The 18,461-nt window shown below is 33.8% G+C and carries 15 protein-coding genes; 14 read left to right on the forward strand and 1 reads right to left on the reverse strand.

The window, feature by feature from the left end:
- Window position 1: 1 nt before the first annotated feature.
- Window positions 2-697 carry a response regulator transcription factor gene (locus C9J29_RS08330; protein WP_008175050.1) on the reverse strand — a complete coding sequence of 232 codons (696 nt, stop codon included), beginning with the start codon at window positions 695-697 and terminating at the stop codon, window positions 2-4.
- A 192-nt stretch (window positions 698-889) separates the two neighbouring features.
- Between C9J29_RS08330 and C9J29_RS08335 the strand changes: the two genes are divergently transcribed.
- The 14 genes from C9J29_RS08335 (at window position 890) to C9J29_RS08400 (ending at window position 18,461) form a co-directional block, all read left to right on the forward strand.
- Window positions 890-2,071 (forward strand): DUF418 domain-containing protein, encoded by a 1,182-nt coding sequence (locus C9J29_RS08335; protein WP_090001659.1) that lies wholly within the window; start codon window positions 890-892, stop codon window positions 2,069-2,071.
- A 443-nt stretch (window positions 2,072-2,514) separates the two neighbouring features.
- Window positions 2,515-4,290 carry an acyltransferase family protein gene (locus C9J29_RS08340; RefSeq protein WP_008175042.1) on the forward strand — a complete coding sequence of 592 codons (1,776 nt, stop codon included), beginning with the start codon at window positions 2,515-2,517 and terminating at the stop codon, window positions 4,288-4,290.
- 42 nt (window positions 4,291-4,332) lie between these two features.
- Window positions 4,333-5,025 (forward strand): SGNH/GDSL hydrolase family protein, encoded by a 693-nt coding sequence (locus C9J29_RS08345; RefSeq protein WP_174804736.1) that lies wholly within the window; start codon window positions 4,333-4,335, stop codon window positions 5,023-5,025.
- 57 nt (window positions 5,026-5,082) lie between these two features.
- Window positions 5,083-6,000: an LCP family glycopolymer transferase gene (locus C9J29_RS08350; RefSeq protein WP_107921919.1), complete on the forward strand. Its 918-nt coding sequence runs from the start codon at window positions 5,083-5,085 to the stop codon at window positions 5,998-6,000.
- Between the two features lie 216 nt (window positions 6,001-6,216).
- Window positions 6,217-6,606 carry a hypothetical protein gene (locus tag C9J29_RS08355; RefSeq protein WP_089984643.1) on the forward strand — a complete coding sequence of 130 codons (390 nt, stop codon included), beginning with the start codon at window positions 6,217-6,219 and terminating at the stop codon, window positions 6,604-6,606.
- A 1,005-nt stretch (window positions 6,607-7,611) separates the two neighbouring features.
- The gene (locus C9J29_RS08360) at window positions 7,612-8,088 is read left to right on the forward strand and encodes a CarD family transcriptional regulator (protein ID WP_008175037.1); all 477 of its coding nucleotides are present in this window, start codon (window positions 7,612-7,614) and stop codon (window positions 8,086-8,088) included.
- 552 nt (window positions 8,089-8,640) lie between these two features.
- The gene (locus C9J29_RS08365; protein WP_008175035.1) at window positions 8,641-8,844 is read left to right on the forward strand and encodes a cold-shock protein; all 204 of its coding nucleotides are present in this window, start codon (window positions 8,641-8,643) and stop codon (window positions 8,842-8,844) included.
- 279 nt (window positions 8,845-9,123) lie between these two features.
- Entirely contained in the window at window positions 9,124-9,915 is a 792-nt protein-coding gene (locus tag C9J29_RS08370) for a PhzF family phenazine biosynthesis protein (protein WP_164908696.1), read from the forward strand.
- Between the two features lie 158 nt (window positions 9,916-10,073).
- A complete protein-coding gene (locus C9J29_RS08375; RefSeq protein WP_237068777.1) occupies window positions 10,074-10,304 on the forward strand; it encodes an AraC family transcriptional regulator in 231 nt (76 codons plus the stop codon).
- Complete coding sequence (locus C9J29_RS08380) at window positions 10,301-10,486, forward strand: DUF4097 family beta strand repeat-containing protein (protein ID WP_237068789.1); 186 nt, start codon at window positions 10,301-10,303, stop codon at window positions 10,484-10,486. The genes C9J29_RS08375 and C9J29_RS08380 overlap by 4 nt, the downstream gene beginning before the upstream one ends.
- A 547-nt stretch (window positions 10,487-11,033) precedes the next feature.
- Window positions 11,034-11,531, forward strand: a complete 498-nt coding sequence (locus C9J29_RS08385; RefSeq protein ID WP_008175021.1) for a sigma-70 family RNA polymerase sigma factor — start codon at window positions 11,034-11,036, stop codon at window positions 11,529-11,531.
- Entirely contained in the window at window positions 11,531-12,430 is a 900-nt protein-coding gene (rsiV, locus tag C9J29_RS08390; protein ID WP_008175020.1) for an anti-sigma-V factor RsiV, read from the forward strand. The genes C9J29_RS08385 and rsiV overlap by 1 nt, the downstream gene beginning before the upstream one ends.
- Window positions 12,431-13,000: 570 nt before the next feature.
- Entirely contained in the window at window positions 13,001-14,932 is a 1,932-nt protein-coding gene (locus C9J29_RS08395; protein WP_237068778.1) for an AraC family transcriptional regulator, read from the forward strand.
- A 613-nt stretch (window positions 14,933-15,545) separates the two neighbouring features.
- Window positions 15,546-18,461, forward strand: a complete 2,916-nt coding sequence (locus tag C9J29_RS08400; RefSeq protein WP_107921922.1) for a histidine kinase — start codon at window positions 15,546-15,548, stop codon at window positions 18,459-18,461.

The following is an 18,461-nucleotide window of genomic DNA, read 5'->3' on the forward strand; positions in this document are numbered from 1 at the left end:
TTTACTTCACCTGCTTTTCAAATTTATAGCCAATTCCAAATACTGTGGTAATAATGTCTCCTGCATCAAGTTTTTTTCTAAGACGCTGAATATGAGTATCAACAGTACGTGTATCACCAACAAAATCATACCCCCATACCAAATCGAGCAACTCTGATCGAGTAAAGATTTTACCCTTTTGTCCTATTAGAGTCATTAATAAATCATATTCCTTGGGAGTAAGCTCTATATTTATATCATCTTTTATTACCAGCCTTTCTTCTGGTAGAATTAAAATATTTTTAAATCTAATATCTTGACTTTTTTCTTGCTTTTCCAAGCTATTCGTTTGATCTAATCTTCTAAAAATTGTTCTAATCCTAGCAACTACCTCACGCAAATCAAACGGCTTTGTGATATAGTCATCTGCTCCATATTCTAGCCCAATTACTTTATCGGTAATATCAGATTTAGCAGTTATCATCAAAATGGGAATATTGTAAGTGGTTGTTACTTGTTTACAAATATCCAACCCGCTACAATCGGGAAGCATCCAGTCAAGTAAAAGTAGATTAGGCTTGTATATTGCTATTGCACTTAATCCAGAAGATCCTGTTGTTTCAATGCGTGTATGAAAACCTTCCATCATTAAACCATATGACAGCAAATCAGCAATTGGTTCGTCATCTTCTATTATGAGAATTTTAGTTTTGTCCATGTAAATGTCCACCTTTTTTTATATCTATTTAAGTATAGTCCCATATCAAATTTAGTATTATCCAGTGTCTAGATGATACAAGAAGCTTTCAAAGAAAGCCAATACAAAGTTGTTTTGTGACATTTTGTTTACATATTGATTAATCTTTAGAGACAATTGAGAGTTATATTTGGCTATGGTTATAGCCCCAATATGGAAAAGGAGGAATGTTTATTGTTAATCGAAAATGAAACTCCTGATGGTTCTAAAAGGAGCTCAGGTGGTCTCGGTCGTTTGGTCGCTCTTGATGTTGCGCGTGGATTGGCAGTCTTAGGAATGTATGTGCAACACTTTGCTTTGAATGAAAAGAATGCAGCAATCGTTTCAGGAAATACAACTTTACTATTTGTACTTTGTGGTGGTATTTCTTATTCTCTCATGGCACAGGGAATGAGGGATAAAGGTATAGAAAAAACTGCTTTTAGGTCACGCATGCTAGCACGGGCGGTTTTTATCGATCTTATTGGGTATACTCTCATTATGTTAAATACACCGTTTGGGGTGATATTACCCGCTTATGCAGCGCTTTTTGTACTTGCTTTACCCCTGGTGTATCGTTCGACTCGTGTGCTTGTTACAACAGCAATTTGTTTAATCTTGTTAGGACCACCAGTAATGGTACTTGGAGGAAGTTTGTTTTCTGAAGCTTTTCTTCTGTATGATATTGCCGGGGGTCCAATGTCAGCTTTAGCACTTTCCTCTGTTTTTGTGGCAGGAATGGCTATTGGTCGTCTTGATCTTACTAGTACACATACTGCTCTTTCATTGGCAGGTAGTGGTTCAATTATGCTTATAATTAGTATTATGTTGTCTAAATTTGTACTTCCTGATTTAAGTCAAACCTTTGAAAATTGGCTTATAAGTGTTCAAGGGGTAAACAGTATTGAACTAGACCCGTACGCAATCTGGCCATATAATGTGGAACCACCAATGTGGCACAGTCTACTTTTAACAAGTTCACATAGTGCATCCTCTTTCCAGACGTTGATGGGTCTTGGGGCAGCATTTTTTGCTCTTGGAATAGTTTGTATCATATCCAAAAAAATTTCTAAATTAGTGATTCCTTTCGCCTTAGTTGGACGTATGGCGTTGACGATGTATGCAATTCAGTTTGTTGTGGTATGGGGTATTCAACTAGCTGGCGGTAATTTTAGTCTAGGTGAAATACCATTTGGAGACATGTTAATCGTTATAATAGCATTGGTGGTAGGGTGGTTATTATCTTGCCTTCCTAAAGGTCCACTAGAGGCATCCTTGCGACATTTTGATAGTTTTTTTACCCTACGCAATCAAACCGAAAGGTGCATTAGCAATCACTTGAAAGAAAAAATATAGTATTTATTGCCACAAATAAAGGTTTATTAAAAGGTATAGCAATATACATGAAATAGAAATTAAAAATACACCTCAAAAAAAATCATACATTTAAAATAAAGCGATGGGACAGTCTTTTTAAACAAGACTGTCCCATCGCTTTTAATATAAAAACTCGATAAATAAAAAGCAAACTAAATCTATGTAATACATTTCATCACAAAATTCTTTGTACGACAAATTTTAGTGTGTTCGTATGATAACACAAAATTTTAAACTTCCATTTTAGTTTCACATATATCAAATTTAGCTTTTTTATTGTTGTGACAATTTGTTTACAAGTATGTTAAACTTCTGCGATATTCAAACCTTATATTAAAGATGTGGCGTTTGAATGAGAGCAAAAAGGATTTTGATGCCACTGTTCAACCTTCAATAAATAGAGTAAGGACTGAAGTAACAACATGAATAAAATCCAAAATCAAAAAAATAAACACTATATGCCAGGTCTTGATGGTCTTAGAGCTATATCAGTTCTTGCAGTCATAGCATATCATTTAAACCTTAAGTGGGCACAAGGAGGTCTCCTTGGGGTAGGGATTTTTTTTGTTATCTCTGGTTATCTCATTACTGATCAAATTATCAACGAGTGGAAAGGGAAACAAAGATTTAATCTGCTAAATTTCTGGATACGAAGATTTAGGAGGCTCCTTCCAGCTATGCTATGGATGCTATTCTGTGTAGGAACATGGCTTTTAATATTTGATTTAGATAGATTACTTTCATTAAAGGGTCATTTTGTATCAGCTTTATTTTATGTGAATAATTGGTGGTTAATTTTTAACAAAGTTTCTTATTTTGAAAGTTTCGGTCCTCCTTCACCTATTGGACATTTGTGGTCTCTCTCCATAGAAGAACAATTTTACTTTATTTGGCCACTTTTTCTAGTTATCGGATTAACAATAGTTAAACGAAGAAGCGATCTTATCAAATGGATTTTAATAGCTGCAGCTTTATCAGCTATATCAATGGGATGGATTTATGAACCTGGCACTGATCCAAGTAGAGTTTACTATGGTACTGATACTAGAGCATTTGGCTTACTTATTGGTGCAACTCTGGCTTTTATTTGGCCAAGTAAACAATTAAAACAAAGAGATCAAGTTCCATATCAAGCACGACTAATTTTAGACGTAATAGGAGTAGTAAGTTTATTAATAACTCTCATATTAATGGTTTGTACCAACAAATTTAATGAATCACTTTATCCATGGGGATTTGTATTTTTAAGTTTTATTACTGCAATTTTAGTTGCGGTCCTTGCACATCCTGCAAGCATTATTGGAACAATGTTGGGATGTAAACCTTTACGCTGGATAGGGGTTAGGTCATATAGCTTATACTTATGGCATTTTCCAATCATTATTTTATCAAATACAACCAACAAAGAATTTAGTATTACACACATCACAATTCAACTAGTTTTTAGCTTTATTTTGGCATCTTTATCTTACAAGTATATAGAGGAACCCTTTAGGCGAAGAAATTCTAAAGAAAATCCACGTAGCAAATGGCGCTTAAGAAGATATTATATGCGTGCGATATACTTGGCAAGCATTCTTTATAGCTTATTTTTTCTTATTATATTTAGAGTGTATATCACCCAAATTGAATCTAAAGCCACGGCTAATGAAGAGGAAATACTTTATGTAGAGGAAAAAATTGACACTAAGGAAGAAAAGAATGTTTCAAAAAATTTTGTTTATCAGGATGGGGCTGGGATTACAGTCATAGGGGATTCGGTTATTGTTGGTGTTGCTCCTTATCTGGAAGAGTTACTTCCGGGAATCTTGATTGATGGAAAAGTTAGTCGTCAAATGAGTCAAGTGGAAGAAATTATCAAACAGCTACAAACAGAAGGGAGATTAGGCGAAAAGATTATTATTGAGCTGGGAACAAATGGTCCCTTTAATTCAAATCAATTACGTAATTTACTTTCATCACTTCATGATAAGCAAGTTTTTATTGTAAATACACGTGTCCCTAAAGATTGGCAGGATAATGTGAACAAAGTGATTTCAGAGGTTGCTATTGAGTTCCAAAACACGACTATTATCGATTGGTATGCAGCTAGTGAAGGAAAAGAAAATTATTTTTATGAGGATGGAGTGCATTTGAAACCAAAAGGTGCAGAATACTATGCTTCTATAATACTAGAAGCAGTTAAGGAAAATATTTAGGAGAGTTTTTAAATTATATTCACATTAAGAGAGGAAAGTATTATGTATAAATTAAAAGAGAAGAAACAAACAAAAGGTAAAAAGAAACTAATCCTTGTACTAGCACTATTGCTCATTTCCATTGGCATTGTTAGTTATGGTATGAATAAAACCGTTCCGACAAATAAATCCATAGAAGAAGTAAAAGCAACTCACATTGAGGAGATTCATGACAAGGTGGAAGTGGAGGGGAAGACGGAAGTTTCAAAAAATGTTAATACTCAAGATGTGACAGGGGTTACTGTTATTGGGGATTCGGTCATTGTTGGTGTCGCTCCTTATTTAGAAGAGTTACTTCCAGGAATCTTAGTTGATGGAAAAGTTGGTCGTCAAATGATACAGGGGGAAGAAACTATTAAACAGCTACAAACAGAAGGGAAATTAGGTGGGAAAATTGTTATAGAGCTTGGGACAAATGGCCCCTTTACTTCAAACCAATTACGTAATTTACTTTCCTTACTTAGCGATAAGCAAATTTACCTTATAAATACACGTGTCCCTAAAGAATGGGAGGAAACTGTAAACAATACGATTTCAGAGGTTGCTCCTGAGTTTAAAAACGCAACTATTATTGATTGGTATGCAGCTAGTGAAGGAAAAGAAAATTACTTTTATCAGGATGGAGTACATTTGAAACCAGAAGGTGCTGAATTCTATGCTTCTTTGATTCTAGAAACAATAAATGAAAATAATTAATGATGTATGTTTTCAAAGATTACTTACACTAAGTAAATAGTAAGGACAGTGAAGTATATGTATAAATTAAAAGAGAAGAAAAAATTGAATATCAGAAAGATAATAATACTTGTGCTAACTCTATTTATTATTTTTGCTGGTTTTGTTAGTTATGGGATCTATAGAACTGTAGCACAATCAGTTGACCATATTTATAAACCTTTGAATAAAGACAAGGATAATGATAAACAACAGCAAAATAAAACTAATATAGAAAATTTAAAACCCCTCTCATTTTTACTACTAGGGGTGGATGAGCGACCAAATGATGTTGGTCGTTCTGATTCTATGATAGTAGTTACTGTTAATCCTAAATCAGAAATATCAACAATGGTAAGCATTCCACGTGATACGAGAGTTTATAATCCTATGAAAAATTCTTATAGTAAAATAAATGCGGCTTATGCTTATGGTGGAGTGGAAGGAACAGTCCAGGCTGTTGAACAATTTTTAAATATTCCTATTGACTATTACATTAAGGTTAATATGGAAGGTTTTAGGGATATTGTTGATGCGGTTGGTGGAGTGACAGTAAATAATAAATTTGCTTTCACTCTTGAAGATGTGTTTATACCTGAGGGAAAACAACAAATAAATGGTCATGTTGCTCTTAAATATGTTCGAATGCGGAAAGAAGATCCTCTTGGAGATTTCGGTAGGCAAACAAGGCAAAGAGAAGTGATAAGTAAAATTATTGAAAAGGGTACTGAATTTTCTTCATTGGTAAAATATCCGATAATATTAAAAATATTAGAAAAAAATGTACAAACAAACTTAAAACTAGAACAACTAATTGATATTCAAAAAGCATATAAATCTGCTGCTCAAATAATAAAGCAAATAGAGATCAAGGGTGAGGGAAAGACAATAGATGGTATTTGGTACTACATTGTAAATGATGATACAAGGTTAGAGATTTCAGATGAGTTAATGTAAAATATTTGAAGTGGCATATAAAAACAACGTGTAAATATCTCAACAACTACTTTAGAAGTGAGACAAAATGTGTAAAAAAAGAATCTTCTACCGAAAACGGATTTGGAGAAAAAAGCTCTAGAATCTGGAGAAATCCCCAAAAAAGATTGGCGCCGAACTTGCTAATGTTATTTAAAAATCTTTAGAAGATGCGTAAAAGATAGGTTGGTATAAGTTATGACTGAAGAGAAGAAAGAGGCTAAAAAACATCAAATTGATTATAACGTTATATATGTGCACGTCTACTCAACAGGTGAACAGTTAATATGTAGTTTTGATAAGCCCCATCCAACAATGGAACGACCAACGTTCAAGCAAGCTATGCGTGTAACACCTAATTACGTTGCATTTGCTGAAGAAGGCGATACACTTATATTTTCAGATATGACTATTATAATCAAAGAAAATTTGAAAAACGAAGGATTGGATGAAGACTTTCTTGATACATTAACAACAGCTGGGGATGCCTTTAAAGAATGGCGTAGACTGTTAAATAGGTTGGAGAGTAAAGAACGTTTACAATTCCTAAAAATGGTTTACAATGAAGGCTTTAAGAATTGTAAATAAAACAATGAAAAGATAAAGGTAAAAGAAAGAGAAGCGCAAACAACGGGAGTGTACTCACACTCCCAAAAAACTTTGTTTTTGATTTGGTAGGTGATTTCTACGAACTTTACAAATATTTAGCCTAGAAAAATATGCAGCTATATTAGTTGTCGCTTTGCTCTCCAAATTATTAATATTCTAAAAAAATATTTGAAGATGATGCTTTTGTAGAAAGAGTACATTCAGATATCGAGCCAATGTATTTTGCGTTAATATACATTGTAAAGAAAAATGAAAAACCCCAACAAAAGACTGCGTATAACAGGCTTTTGAGGGCATTGTAGGGTACATATTACAAAATAAAAAAAATTAGTCCGTGAAACATTAAATAAATGGCAAAAATATTGATTTATCAACGTTTACACGGACTTTTACATTAATTAGCCCCACTGCTAGCCCCAGTTCCGCATTCCAAACTTCTACTGAAAACTTCCACTGCTTGTTCTTCTAACTCTTTCATTACATGGAAACCAGCTTTTAAAATCGTATCTCTAAATATTTTATGAATGGCCATGCAATAGGTTATTGAATTTATTTATAAATACAAATAACTGAATGTCAAATTGTTTGCCATGTTTCAATAAAATTTGTTTACACCATACTTGGTATTTTTTTAATTGATCAATTACAAGATCATCCACCAAAATTCTTCGATAACTATTTTTAGTTTTCGGGGTACGCGTACCAATATCATCACGTGTACGTTCTATTGTAATTATATTATTTAACCTCGTATAATTGAGTGTCGTCTATCCTCTCATACGATAATTTTCCGCTAAAAAGTACTGTAGTTTGGTTTGAAAAATGAATTTAATAATATTCTTCTTGAACTAACAGTTAAAGGGATACAGAGTCCTCTTTCTGATTTTTAAATAAAAAGTATTTGACAAATAAAATATATTTATGATATTATTAAAAAATTTGATAATAAACAATTTATATGTTAAGGTTAAGAAGATTACCATATTGGAGGTGGATTATTTGTTCGAAATTGGCGATAACATTGTTTATCCAATGCACGGAGTAGGTATAATTAAAGCTATAGAAGAAAAGGAAATCTCAGGGGAAAAGCAACAGTATTATGTCATAAAAATGTTAATCGGTAATATGCAAATCATGATTCCTACAGGTAAAATATTGAGTTCTAGTATACGCCCTGTTACTGACATAATTGCATTAAAACACATCATAAACATTTTTCAACATGGAGAATCAGATAGATTACTGCCTTGGAAACAAAGGTATAAAGTGAACACGGACAAAATAAATACGGGTAAAATACAAGAATGTACTGAAGTTGTACGTGATTTAATTCGTATGAAGAAAGAACAAGGACTTAATTCAAGCGAAAAAAAAATGTTAGATAACGCACATGAATTTTTGATTAGTGAACTAGTATTAATTAAAGGGATTACTGTAAATCAAATAAAAAGTTTCTGTTAAGGTTAATTTAAGATAATGTATTACGTTTTGCTTAAATATTCTGAATTTTTAGGGAATATGTTTATTATTAAAAGTAAATCATTTTAAAGACATTCAACTTCTCCCACTCACCTTTAGAGCATTAACCTCTTTTGTTCTACAATTTCATCAATTTTTATTATTTAAATTTCTTTTACGAAGGTTTGAAGTTTTAAAAAATAACTTTATAAAATAGTCACCTGATTTTTGCAATCCTGATTCACACTGGCACGGACAAGGAGCCATAAGGATGAAAGAGAGGTAGGGGTTTCATTATTTTAGGTATACAATATATTATTTAAGTCATTTTTTCTAGAAGAAAAAACAATCAATCTCACCTCTATACTTTAAGAATTTTTTACATCTACATATCAGTGGATTTTTCTATGTATTTACATTTTATTTAAAAAATATTCTTCTTAAAAAGAATTATTTTTGTTCGATGTAAAGGATTTGTAACTTTTCATCTTGATGATCACTGAGAGCATGGATAGTATTACATTGTGTGTGTTTACATACTAGGAGGCAAAACAAATGGAAAAAGGTAATGTAAAATGGTTTAATGGCGAAAAAGGCTTCGGATTCATCGAACGTGAAGGTGGAGACGACGTATTCGTTCATTTCTCAGCGATTCAAGGCGAAGGTTACAAAACCTTAAAAGAAGGTCAAGCAGTGACTTTTGATGTGGAGGAAGGTCAACGTGGACCTCAAGCTTCAAACGTACGTACAGCTGCTTAATTTTACAAAACAGGGAAGGCAGGCTCTTTTATGAGAGTCTGCTTCTTTCTAGAAACACTATTTACTCAATTAAAAGGCAATTAGAATTGGATGTAGATTTGAAAAAAAGTCATGACGTTAATAAATAGTTTTAAGTAAAATCCTGTGTTGGTATGCAGGATTTTTTATTGTTCCACAAACTGGCCATTTAATTTAACAATACCTTTAAAGAAAAATGGATATTTATGTTAAAATATAGATAAGAATATGAAGCTATTAAATTTAGGGATGGGGCGGCATATGAATAGCCAATTTTATTTTATCAATGCTTTTACAAAAGAAAAATTTAAGGGAAATCCTGCAGCAATAGTTTTCTTAAGAGAGAAAAGATCAGAAGAGTGGATGAAATACTTAGCAAAAGAACTCAATCAACCTATTACAGCTTTTATTTCAAAGGAAAATGGAAATAACTATCAACTTAGATGGTTCACACCGACTAAAGAGATTGATTTATGTGGGCATGGTACATTAGGAGCTGCTCATATTTTATGGAGTGAGGGTTTTTCTTCATCAGAGTCAACAATTAACTTTTATACTCAATCAGGACTTCTTCAAACTGAGCTATCTGAACAACAAATAATTCTGAAGTTTAATTTAAAAGAATCAACTCAAACAGAAGTGACTGAGAAATTAAAACGTGTTATTGATTTCCACATAAAAAATGCTGCTTGGGCAGAAGATCGGTACATTTTAGAACTGGAAAACCATGATATGGTTCATAACGTAATGCCTAATTTGGATGCAATTCGAGAACTAGAGGGTCCAGGTATAATTATTACTAGTCGTGGATCAGATAAGTATGACTTTGTATCAAGGTATTTTGCTCCAAAGATAGGAATTAACGAAGATTACGTTACAGGCTCTGCACACTGCGCATTAGCTTCATATTGGAGTGGTCTCTTAAATAAGAAAGAATTTACAGCATATCAGGATTCAGAGCGCGGGGGTGAAATAAAACTAAAGAAAAAAGGAGAAAAAGTTGAGTTAATTGGGGACTGTGTAACTTTACTGAAAGGACATTTATATAATTAGCTAATCTTCCGTAATAGGGCGCGTTTATTTAAGAACGCGTCTTTTTCTTTTAAAGGACCCTATTGTTGCAGATATAAAAAGAGGCTGACATTACATCAACCTCTTTTTAATGATTTTTAGGATGCAGCGATTACTTCGCAAGATATATCAAAAAGCGAATGAAGAACTTTGATATCCTATATTTAAAGGAGGTGCCTTCGTTGTATAACCATGAAATTATAATTAAGAAAATTATTTTGTATGTGGAAGAAAACCTACATGAACCACTACCCTTGGAAAATATTGCAGCACAATCAAATTTTTCAAAGTATCACTTTCATCGAATATTCCAATCCACTATTGGCATGACAGTAACTGAATATATTCGGTTAAGGGAGATATTACAATAGCATACAAAGAAACACCCAAATCATTAGAGCTTACAGCGAACAGTGAATCTTCCGACATAAGCGTAAATTTAGAAGGTTATCAGAAAGAAAAACATACAGATAAATTAAAAAAAGGAAAGATTGGAGAAGCCTCAAACAAATTAGAATTAATTAGCAAAGAAGGTGTAATAACAGTAAAATAAAAACTTACAATCTGTGTGGTTAATAAATAATGTAAAGACGAGAACTTGAACAACTGGGACCACATTTATCTACTGGGATTGATATTTGTGAGAGCCATTCTATCTGTCGTTATATAAAAAACAATTGCAATTGCTGAATTAAGAAGTTGGAAAAAATCATTAAAAGGACGTTCAGGCATTTGAATTCAAATAATATAAAGTAAGGGCCAGATTGTTGAGGAACGTTTTCAATAAAATTGGATTTTATTGTTGATTTATAGAGTAAGATTGTGAAGTTTCTCACTTAAACTAACGGCGCAGAATAGTTGAAGAAGAACGACTTTTTGTTATTGATATATACTTAAGTATCTAGGTAGCAGCAGTAAATGTTGCTACCTTTTTTATTCTTTGGAGATTCATAAATAATAATCTGTAACGTAGTAAAAGAAGAATATTTGAATGGTTATATTTTAATTTGTGTTAGAAAAACTTTTTAAGTTAGTTGTACGTCAAAATCAATAGAGTGCGCTTATAATGAATTTTTTACCTTAAGGAGAGGTTGTAAAAGATGAATAAAACAGATTTAGGAACAAACATCGCAGATTTTCTGATGCAGAATAAAGAGAAGTACTACAGACTGGCTTACCAGTATGTGCAAAATAGGGACGATGCACTTGATGTGGTGCATGATGCCATTAATAAAGCGTTCTCTAATATGAATTCTTTAAAAAATCCTGAGTATATAAGAACCTGGTTCTATAGAATTGTCGTGAATACAGCCCTTGACCTGCTTCGGAAACGGAAAAAACTTATTGTTATAGATGACGAGATACTATCTAACTTAGATACAGGAGTGGTAGATAAATATGAAAATGTTGATTTAAATACAGCAATCAATGCACTACCCGAGCAGTACCGTAGCGTGGTTATACTTCGATACTTTGAAGACTTAAAACTAGATGATATTGCTGAGATCTTAAACGAAAAAGTTAGTACAGTTAAAACAAGGTTGTACAAAGCGTTACAAATATTGCGCATCGATATAATTGAGGAGGTAAATAAATAATGGATGATAATTTAATGGAAATGAAAAAAGAATATGACAATATTCCTATTCCAGAAGAATTAGATTTTGTTGTTAGGCAAGCAATAAAACAAGGAATGAATCAGCAAATGAAGAACAAGAAAAATCATAAAAAAATGCCTAAAAAACTTACTGCAGGCGTAGCGGCAGCTGCACTATTTTTTGTAATAGGTGTGAACACGAGTGAACCTTTTGCGGCTTCCTTAAAAGACGTGCCTGTCATTGGCAGTCTAGCAAAAGTTGTTTCCTTCCACGAATTTAAAGAAGAAGATAAAACATATAAAGCAGATATCAAAGTACCGGCTTTACAAGGATTGGAGAACACTGAATTTGAAGCAAGCTTGAATAAAAAATATATGGTTGAAGCCCAAGCACAATTTGAAGCCTTCAAGGAAGATATGAAATATGTTGAGAGCGTGGGCGGAGGGCATATTGGAGTCGAAGGAGGTTATGAAGTGAAAACCGACAACGATCAAATCCTTGCTATCGAGCGTTATGAAATCAGCACATCAAATGGTTATTCCGCAAGACAATTCGATACGATAGATAAAAAGAACGAACTATTAATTTCATTACCAAGTCTTTTCAAAGATGAAAACTACATTTATAACATCAGCAACAATATCATTGATCAAATGATCGCAAATTATAAGAAAGATAGCAGTAATTACTACTGGGTAGCGGGAATTATTGAAAAGCCTGAAGAGGTATCATTTGTAAAAATTGATAGAAATCAAAGTTTCTACATCAATAACGAGGGCAAGTTGGTCATTTGCTTTGACAAATACGAAGTAGCACCAGGGGCAATGGGCGCTTTGGAGTTCATAATTCCTACTGAGGTCATTAAAGATGATCTTGAAAGCAATACGTATATCAAATAGCCCTTGAACAGAAAATGTATCAAGGATATTCACGATGTCATTAAAATTATTTCTTTGCAGAGGTTATCTTTATAAGGAAAAAAGAAATTACAAAAGAAAAAATCCTGAAATATAGTATTTTATCCAAAATATTTCTATAATAAAAGCCTTATTCAACTAACGGGTGCTTAGTTCAATAACGATCTTCAACAATCGGGCGCGTTTCTGTAACAAGAATTAGCGCTCGTTTTAATTAAAGGGCCAGATTGTGGAGGAGGTAATCTCGCATTAATAGTGGTGAACCGTACCATAAGTAAGTGCGTTTTTTGAAAAATAGAGACAGCACACTTGGTGGAGCAGTATTTTACTGCTGCGGTAAAATAAATATAAAGGGGCGTAGAAGTTTTTTTGAAACCATAATAAATTACATCCAACACTTTAATGTACTGTTCTTGACATATCTTGAAACGAAAATCAAAATGATTATCATAACTGATTAAATTGTAATAGCATAGGAAGGAGCAATCTAATGGACTGGGTAGATAGTATTCGTTACATGGTTTTATTATGAATATAGGTGAACAAATTCAATTGTGGAATCAAGTTGTCATTCGTGTACTGGACGTTCGAATTAAACGAATAGGGCGAGGCGATGTGATTTATGATTATGTAACACCAGCAAGCATGTTTATGTTTGTTGCAAATGGACATGCTGAACTGTGGGTAAATGATGAAGTGTGGCTATCCGAAAGGTTTCATTTACTACATATTGGTAAGGGGCAGCGGCTAACGGTTCAAACTACTGATTTTCTTGATCTCTATATGATTTTATATAATGCTTCTTTACCTGCTTCCGCATTGCGAGAGTTTCATATGATGATGCAAACAGACAATCCATTTATGAAAAGCTGGGCAGTGTCCCCCTCCGAACCACTTTTTATGTTGGAGATGCTAGAATCTATGTTTGCAGACTGGCAACAAATTAACAATAAACAGGTAGACAAAGAGAATAATCTAAAGAATGACCACGAATTGATGAGACTGAAGGCCAAAGGGGATTTCATCCGTTTCGTACATGCAGCGTTACAGGAGCGGATGGAGCATGTACATGCCCCATCGCTAACCGAACAAGTTGTCCGCTATATCGCAAAAAATTATTGTGGCATGATTTCCATGGAGCAGCTGGCCCAGCAAATGAATTACACTCCGCAATACATTTCGAGGAAATTCAAAGAACAGATGGGATGCAGTCCACTTGATTATACGATACGCTTACGTATAGACTTAGCGCGAAGGTTACTGTGTGATACCGAAGCGACACTACAGGAAGTTGCTGCTTATGTTGGTTATCCTGACACTATCTATTTTAACCGTATGTTTAAGAAGCAAACAGGTATAACACCAGGGGAATACCGCAAGCAATATCAGGATATAGGTTCAAAAGATACAATGAATTGGACAAAATTGTCCATTGTTGCTCCACATCCAGCAATGTATCATTTAATTGATAGTGATATTCATTATCAATTAATGCTGGATGGAGGAAATGATATGGCAATTAGAAAGAAAAATCTGTTAGCAATGGCACTATTGTGTCTAACTATGGTCACATCGGGATGTGGGACATCATCAGAAGGGGCAAACGAAAATAGTGACTCAACTGAATCGAATCAAAGTAAGTCTGAAGCACCTGCCAGCATCCAAATGCGAACAATGACAACGGCACTCGGAGATGTGAAAGTGCCTGCCCAACCACAACGTGTAGCGGCACCTGCCTATTTAGGAACCGTGTTGGCACTTGACGTCCAACCAGTTGCCTCTGTTTCCTTTTTAATGGATAGTCCATACATAGAAGGGATGCTTGACGGTGTGACAGATGTGGGAGATTCGCTAGAAGCACTGGTTCAATTGAAACCAGATTTAATCATTACCCAACTGAACCAAGAAGAAGCAGTAGAAAAATATTCGCTGATTGCGCCAACTGTTGCTATGCCTTACAATAGCTTTGAAACGATTCAGGAGGAAATACGTTATTTCGGTGATTTATTAGATAAAAAGGATGTCGCTGAAAAATGGATTACCAATTTTGAACGTCACACAAATAAATTACGTGAAGAAGTTCAACATGTACTTAATGAGGGAGAAACAGTGTCTGTCATGCAGGAATACGATGGAAAAGTATTCTTATTTGGACCGAAATCTGGGCGTGGCGGTCGAATTATGTATGAAATATTAGGTGCAACTCCACCTTCAACTGTGCCAGAACACATGCTAGCAGAATCATTTTATGAGTTTTCGTTAGAAATGCTTCCTGAGTATACAGGTGATTATTTGGTTTTAACAACTAAATCGACGTTAGAGGAACTGCAGGCTGATCCGATTTGGGGTAACTTACCTGCAATTCGAGATGGAAAAGTATACTTGTGGAACGAAAGTCAGTCATGGTTTCGAGACCCGATTGCTGTAGAAGGGCAAATAGACAACTTAGCTAAATGGATTATTGAAGCTACCAAAACAAAATAAAAGTGTAGCTAAAGAACGTCTGTGATATATAAATATCAAACATTTAGAAAAGAGACATTTTCGATTTTGGAAATGTCTCTTTTATCATGTCTTTTCAAAATATAATGTAGATACCCCTATAGTCCAAATGACAAATCATATCTATTTAATAAGTGAAGGATTGTATAAGAGTTCAATGAAACAGTATTTAGAATCAACACCTTTAAAACGATTTATCCAATGTTTTAAACGTGAATGTAGTCCGTTCACAATAAAAATTGGTTTAAAAAAGCAAAAAAAATTTATTAAACGAGAAAATTGTTAGTATTTATACTACCTAAAATTGATATAGAAATACATGAGAAAACGCTATTAATAATCAAAAATAGTTATTCAACAATCGGGCGCGTTTGTTGAACAACATAGCTGAAAAATGATTATTCCAAATTTACACCGAGTACTATTACCAGGCGTAGAAATTGTATTTACATCAGACTTTGACAAATTTGCAATATATGCTTTATCATATCGCCCTAATATGGTGCGATATTTGTCTTTCTAATGTCTATAACATCTCAAATTTGATAGAATTACGAGAGTTTTGTACTGTATGATGGTGAAGAGGTGAGTACACATGTGGAAGAAGCTAACGAGTTGGATCTGTATAGTACTATCAATTTCGATTTTATTCTATATGTTATTTAATGATCAAGATACAAGAAAAACAAAGCTTAAAGCTGAGAACGGTGTACTAGATTTAACATCGATTACATTAGATGAGCAAATTGTGGCACTTTCTGGGGAGTGGAAATTTATCCCTGGTGAATTCAGTCCAGCCGAAGCTTATCAAGAAGATTCAGCGATACAATTTGTACCAGGACCTTGGAAAGAGGAAGTACAATTTGGAACATATCAGCTTAAGATTGAATTGCCTGCCCATTTTGAAGAGATTGGACTAAGGGTTAGAAATATTTGGTCTGCTCATCGTTTGTACGTTAATGGTGAGGAGCTAGCTGCTAATGGTACATTAGGAACAAAGAAAGAACAGGTAAAACCGAGTAATCCTACTTATGAAATATATTTTACACCTGAAACAAAAACGTTAATTCTAACGATTCAAGTATCAGATTTTTATAATGCTAGACAGGGTATTATTTTTCCGATTGATATGGGAATAGCAGAATCTATGAAAAGTGACGTTATAAAAGATATAAATTTAGAATGGTCTGTCATTATTATCCTACTTATTTTTTCTAATTTTCATTTTAGTTTATTTTTACTTAGAACAAAAGATAAGGCATTTTTTTTTAGTGCGCTTTACTTTTTATCATTAGTATTTCTTGTGCTGACTCGTGGTGAGCGCATATTATTGCGCCATTTTCCTCATTTATCATTTGAATTTTATTTTAGATTACAAGATTTTATAACATTTTTTAATGGCCTTATGCTTATTTATTTTGTGTATTATACAGTAGATGCCGTGCTTAAGCATCGGACTGTTTTTATGTTGTCTTTACCACTGATTGTCTACAGTGTAGCTATTTTATTATTTCCAGCAAGAGCATTATCTAGTTTACAATATTATTTCTTCAGCTATATGAATTTCCTTGCATTTATTTTAATCGTTCGCTTTTTCTTTCTCTATATTTCGAAAAAAACAAGGGCACCGAAAAATGAGTTGGCTACGTTAATTCTAATTTTATCTTCAATCTTTATGTTTAGTCTCAGTGGTACTTTTGATCAACTATTTTTTTCTGGACGTAATGTTTTTAATCGCATGGGTATTGTTCTATTTATTATAGGTATGAATGTGTTCCTTGCTATGCGTTTAATGAATAGAACGACGGAGGCAGAAATGTTTAGCGAACGACTTGAAAAGGCGATAATTGGAAAGGACTCTTTCTTAGAAGTGACGACAAATGAGCTTGAGCAGCCACTATATCATGCACTAAATGTAACGAGAACATTAGCAAAGAACCAGTCATCAGCAGAAAAGCAATTACTTGAACAGCAGCTGGAACGCTTACTTTATTTAGTAAGTGATTTAAAGGACTTTACCAGAATACGCTTTGAAGAATTTCAAATTGCTGTAGCATCTGTAAATTTGCAAATGATTCTTCAGCATGTAATTACAATGCATTCTTTAATAATTGAAAAGAAAAACATTAAGCTTTTCATGCAAATTGATCGAGCAATAGAGGTAAAAGCAAATGAGCAAAAATTATCCCAAATTATGTACCGAGTTTTTGAGACAGTGATTGATCGAGCAATAGATGGAAAAGTGATTATTTCTGTAATCCACCTTGAAAAAGATGTTCGCATTACTATAGAAGGGCACGGGACAGAAGTGACAACTTTAATAGCAGCTGATGAAACAGGACAATCCATAGGGCAAACCATTATTGAACAAATGGGGGGTACTTATGAAGTGGGAATTTTTAATAGTGGTATTCGTTACACGATAACAATCCCATTTTCAAAATATGAAGAGCAACATGAGATGCAGATTGCCGCAACTCTTCATATGAGCAGTCCTATAGATGATAAGCATTTACCGAAATTGCTCATTGTAGAGGATGATTTGATTCATGCTGAGGTGCTACAAACTTTGCTAAGTAGTCATTATTCGATTCAACTGGCACATAATGCAAAAAAAACTCTGGCAAAATTAGAAGATTATAAGCCTGATTTCTTATTAATGGATGAAGTAATGCCACACACAGATGGGCTAGCATTAACAAGAATTATTAGAGAGAAATATAGCTATTTTGAATTGCCGATTATTATGCTTGTCGCAGATGAATATCCTACAAATATTACACATGTTTTAGACGCAGGAGCAAATGATTATGTTCGAAAACCAGCAACTAGGGAAACGATTTTAGCGCGACTATCTGCTATTGCCTTAACAAAGGAGGCAATGAACAAAGCAGTGGCGAACGAAATGGCCTTTTTACAAGCTCAAATAAAACCACATTTTTTATATAACGCACTTAGCAGTATTATTTCTTTTTGTTATACAGATGGTGAAAAGGCAGGTCACCTCTTGACGATGCTTTCTACTTATCTACGTTCTATTTTTGGTTCGAGTAAGGAAAATGTACAGGCTACTTTAGAAAAAGAATTAGAAATTATTAAGGCATATGTTGAGATAGAACAAGCACGATTTGGCGAAAGACTAACTGTCCAAATTGATATCGATGAAGAATTAGATATGTCTAAAGTAGAATTGCCAAGCTTACTGATTCAGCCATTAGTCGAAAATGCAATACGTCATGGCATTTTTGAAAAGCAGGGCGAGGGGCGTGTGGGAATTGTCATTCAAAAGTTACCCCAAATGCTGCAGATTAAAGTAATCGATAATGGAGTTGGCATGACGAAAGTGCAGATCGAGATGCTAATGGAAGGGAAAATTGTAAGCAGTAGCGGGATTGGCTTTAGTAATGTTCTTCGCCGTGTTCGGGAGATACAGCAAGCAACCTTAACAATGACTTCAGAAGTGAATGAAGGAACAACTATACTATTAAATTTACCGAATAAGGGAGAGTAG

This window comes from Lysinibacillus fusiformis (assembly GCF_003049525.1).
Lineage (GTDB): Bacteria > Bacillota > Bacilli > Bacillales_A > Planococcaceae > Lysinibacillus > Lysinibacillus fusiformis.